The organism is Sporomusa sp., assembly GCF_035561255.1.
Classification (GTDB): domain Bacteria; phylum Bacillota; class Negativicutes; order Sporomusales; family Sporomusaceae; genus Sporomusa.
This window is the reverse complement of the sequence record NZ_DATMXX010000404.1, coordinates 1-4622: the sequence shown is the minus strand read 5'-3', so window position 1 is coordinate 4622 and position 4622 is coordinate 1. Positions and strand designations below refer to the sequence as shown.

Genomic DNA, 4622 nt, shown 5'->3' with positions numbered 1-4622 from the left:
GAATAAATTTATCCGTGTAAACATGACAACCAAGGAAGTCACAACAAGTGAGACCCCCGAGAAGTATGCAGGTATTGCAGGTCGCGCACTTACTTCAAACTTCGTCAACGATGAAGTTAAGCCTACATGCCATGCGCTGGGAAAAAACAACAAGCTGATTCTTGCCCCTGGTTTCCTAAGTGGTACTAATGCTGCTCAGTCCGGCCGGCTCTCAGTAGGTGCTAAGAGCCCACTGACTGGTACCATCAAGGAAAGTAACAGTGGTGGAACTTTCTCCCAGAAGATGGCTAAAATGGGTATTAAAGCTCTTGTTATTGAAGGACTGCCTGCAGAAGACCAATTCTATATACTTAAAATTGATATGAATGGTGTAACCATAGAGGATGCTCCGGCTGAAATCCTCGGCGGTTGTGGCAACTACGAAGCGATTAAAGTCTTAAATGAAAAATATGGTGCAAAAGTTGGTATCGCCCTGGCAGGGCCGGCTGGTGAATATCGTCTGCCTACCGCAAATATTTCCTTTAAAGATCCTGAAGGCAACATCCGTAGTGCTGGTCGTGGCGGTCTGGGTGCAGTGATGGGTTCAAAGAAGGTAAAAGCGCTTATCATTGATGACACCGGCGCCCCTGGTGTTACCCTCGCAAAACCAGAGGAATTCAAGGCAGCAGCTAGAGCGTTTGCCAAGGCTTTGACTACCCATCCGGTTACCGGTCAGGCATTGCCAGCATATGGTACAGACGTGTTGGTTAACATCATCAATGAAGCTGGTGGTTTGCCTGCTAAGAATTTCACTGCTGGCCGCATCGACTGGAATGACAAAATCTCCGGCGAAACTTTGAATGCTACGATTAGTGAGCGTGGCGGCGAAGGCAAAGTCTCCCACGGTTGCCATACTGGCTGTATCATTCGTTGTTCACAGTGGTATCCGGATAAGAACGGCAAATACATCACGAGTGGTTTTGAGTATGAAACCATCTGGGCCCTTGGCGCTGACGCCGGTATTCAGGATCTGGATGACATCGCATATATTGACCGTGCTATGGACGATGTTGGCGTAGATGCTATCGACGTTTCTGTTGCTATAGCGACCGCTATCGAAGGCGGCTTGCTTCCTTGGGGCGATGGCAAGGCTGCTTTGGACGCTGTCAAACAAATCGCCACTCCTACCCCGCTTGGCCGGATAATTGGTGGCGGTACAGCGATTGTCGGTAAGGTCTGCGGTCTATTCCGTACTCCTGTTGTTAAAGATCAGGCTATCCCGGCGTATGATCCGCGTTCCATTAAAGGTATCGGTCTGACCTATGCCACTACGCCTATGGGAGCCGACCATACGTCTGGTTACTGTATTGCCACAAACATCCTAAAAGTTGGCGGTTATGTAGATCCGCTTAAGAAGGAAGGTCAAATAGAACTTTCCCGTAACCTGCAAATTGCCACTGCTGCTGTTGATAGTACTGGCATGTGTCTCTTCATTGCCTTCGCTATCCTGGATATTCCTGAAGGATTCAATGCGCTGGTCGATATGATCAATGCCCGCTATGGTTTGTCGCTGACCGCTGACGACGTAACTGATCTCGGCAAATCGATTCTTAAAGCAGAGCGAGCCTTTAATACGGCAGCTGGCTTTACTAACGCCCATGACCGTTTACCTGAATTCTTTGAATATGAGCCATGCCCGCCGCATAATGCTGTTTGGGACTTCACGCCTGAAGAAATCGACGAAGTCTTCAATTTCTAACCAATTTAAAAAAGCCGGGCTTAAGCCCGGCTTTTAACTAATACTAAGATGGCCATTTTCGATAAGTTGGCATTACACCGCTTCATTTAAAATAATTTTAGGGGGATTTGTATGGTCGTGGAAGTGCGTTTATATGCTACATTGAGGCGTTATGCGCCATCAAGTCCGTATGGAGTAATAACAGTAGATGTGCCTGCTGGAAGTTCAGTACTTGATTTAGTGAAAAAAATTGAAATTAATCCGACCGAGATTCACTTGATTATGGTAAATGGCATAGGGTGTGAGTTTGATCAGATTGTAAGCAATGGTGACCGGGTTGGCTTGTTCCCGCCCGTAGGTGGTGGTTAATCGTGCGGTGGTAATGCACGTTGGTTGCGATTCTATAGCATAAAGTGAATGGCTAATAAGAAAGGAGTGGCCTGTATGACGATTGTAGCTTTGCCCATGATGGACCCTGTTTACGTGGAATGGGAAGAATTTATAAATACAGGTAATCCCTATAAGTGCAAAGTTCGCCAGCCGATTGCTGAGTCGTGGGACAGGTGTTATCATGTGGGGATAGATCCTTATGATGATAAAATTCACCATAGGTTGGATGATTTGAACCTGCATAAGCTTTTGAAAGAAAAAGCAAAGCTTATTGAGATAGCAAAACCCTTTATGTCTAAGCTTCATAAATTTTTTAAAGGATCTGGCTTTATCGTTGTATTAACTGACGAAAATGGCTGCGTTCTTGAAATGTTGTGCGACGAAGATATTCGCCAGAATCCGATGACTAGATACTTTTATCCTGGCGTTAGCTGGCGGGAAGAAGCGGTCGGGACTAATGCTATTGGTACAGTGATCAAACTGGGAAAATCACTACAGGTATCGGGTGCGGAGCATTATTGTAAAGAAATTCATTCTTTTTCCTGCTCGGCAGCGTCTATCTTTGATTCTAATGGACGGATTATTGGTGTTCTAGATATATCCTACGCGTCCCATGCGTCTCATTTGCATACATTGGGAATTGTGGTAGTTATTGCTGAAGCTATCACTGCTCAGTTAGGTATTTACCAAAAAAATTGTGAATTGGCTTTGATTAACAAAAAGATGACCAATTTTTTTAATACCGTTTCCGATGGCGTGCTTATAGTTGATAACAATGAGGTTGTAATAGAAATAAACCCTGCAGGCAAGGCTATGCTCGGAAAGTCGGAGCAACACGTTTTGGGAATAGAACTTAAGCGACTATTTGACAGTAGATCCGGGGAGATTCTAACTACTAGTAAAAGTTATCAGGATGTAGAAATAATAGTAGATTCCCACGGGAGCAGATGCCCTTGTGTGGCTTCTCGTAATCCTATAATTAATGAGCAAGACGTAATAACTGGTGGCATCATTTTTCTCAAACCTATCAAACAAGTAAAAACCATGGTAAATCGTTTTATTGACAACTCAGCAACTTTTCAGTTCAGCGATATTATTGGAAAAAGTATTCAAATCTGCGAAGCTATACATGTTGGAACCCGGGCTGCGGCCACTGCCTCAACTGTTCTAATCAATGGTGAAAGTGGCACAGGTAAAGAAATATTTGCTCAGGCTATTCACAACCGGAGTGCCAATCATAATGGCCCATTTGTGGCTGTCAATTGCGGTGCGATCCCACGGGAGCTGATTGGCAGTGAGCTATTTGGTTATGATGAAGGGGCTTTTACAGGGGCAAAACGAGGCGGTAAGCTGGGGAAGTTTGAAATAGCTTCTGGCGGAACTCTTTTCTTGGATGAAATTGGTGACATGCCTCTCGAACAGCAGACAGCCTTACTTAGAGTGATACAAGAAAGAAAAGTGACGCGTATTGGTAGCGATAAGATAATTCCGATTACCATTCGCTTGATTTGTGCTACAAACAAGAATCTGCTGGAAGAAGTAGAAAAAGGAACCTTTCGGCTTGATCTATATTATAGATTGAATGTTTTATCGATCATGATTCCTCCGTTGCGAGATCGCCGTGAAGATATACAACCGCTTTTTGAACATTTTTTAGGAAAGTTAAGCCGCGAACAGGGGCGTGAATTTTCTGCGGAATCTGAAGTCATTGATTATTTAAATGGATATCACTGGCCCGGTAACGTCCGGGAGCTGCAAAATGTGGTCGAACACGCGGCATGTTTAGCTGAAAATGGGGTTATTACTGTGGGGCATTTACCTGAAGTGCTTTATGTACCAGCTTCGCTTATGGAACTGGCAACAATCCAAGCAGATGAGACTGTTTTTAACCGGAAGCAGAGGCAAAAGATAGCGGGATTTACAGAGAGAACTAAGATAATTAATAAGCTCAATGCATTTGCTGGAAATGTTAGTCGAGTAGCTAAGGAATTAGGGATATCCCGCAACACTCTATATAACAAGATGCGACTGTATTCGATTAAAAACTAGTTAAAGCAATTTTTCCAGGCTCTTTTAATGAGGTAGGTGAATAGACTGGTAATTGACCTAAAGTAAGTGTTATCTTGGAGTGTGTAAAATGTGTAATTTTATTGCGCAATGTAAATAGTCCAAGGTAACACTTATGGAGCAGTAGAATAGCATCTGTATAGTACATTGAGTTATTATCAGTCAAAAAATAGGGGTGAGTACCTGGTTTGACAGCAATAGACTGTTTATTTTGAATTCTTTCATGGTTGGCATAATACTTGCAATAAATAGGGTTGTGAGGATTAAACAGCAAAACTTTAATGCGTTGTATATAGTTATCATTTGATAGTAAAAGGGGTTGGGGTATATTCATCATAGCATGAAAATAAACCAACCTGATTTATATTTTCAGTGATTTGGCGTAATAGTTCGTAAATGGGTTATTATTAATGCAGTGGTAACCTAAGAGAAACGCGCAATATACATA

At 43.2% G+C, this 4622-nt stretch carries 3 protein-coding genes; all 3 read left to right on the top strand.

Annotation, left to right across the window (positions count from 1 at the left end; genetic code table 11):
• The coding region (locus VN379_RS23055; RefSeq protein ID WP_325538268.1) for an aldehyde ferredoxin oxidoreductase C-terminal domain-containing protein at positions 1-1738 on the top strand (1738 nt) is incomplete at its 5' end.
• Positions 1739-1849: 111 nt separating this feature from the next.
• Entirely contained in the window at positions 1850-2086 is a 237-nt protein-coding gene (locus tag VN379_RS23050; RefSeq protein WP_325538266.1) for a MoaD/ThiS family protein, read from the top strand.
• A gap of 75 nt (positions 2087-2161) precedes the next feature.
• A complete protein-coding gene (locus VN379_RS23045) occupies positions 2162-4156 on the top strand; it encodes a sigma-54-dependent Fis family transcriptional regulator (protein WP_325538264.1) in 1995 nt (664 codons plus the stop codon).
• Positions 4157-4622: the final 466 nt, after the last annotated feature.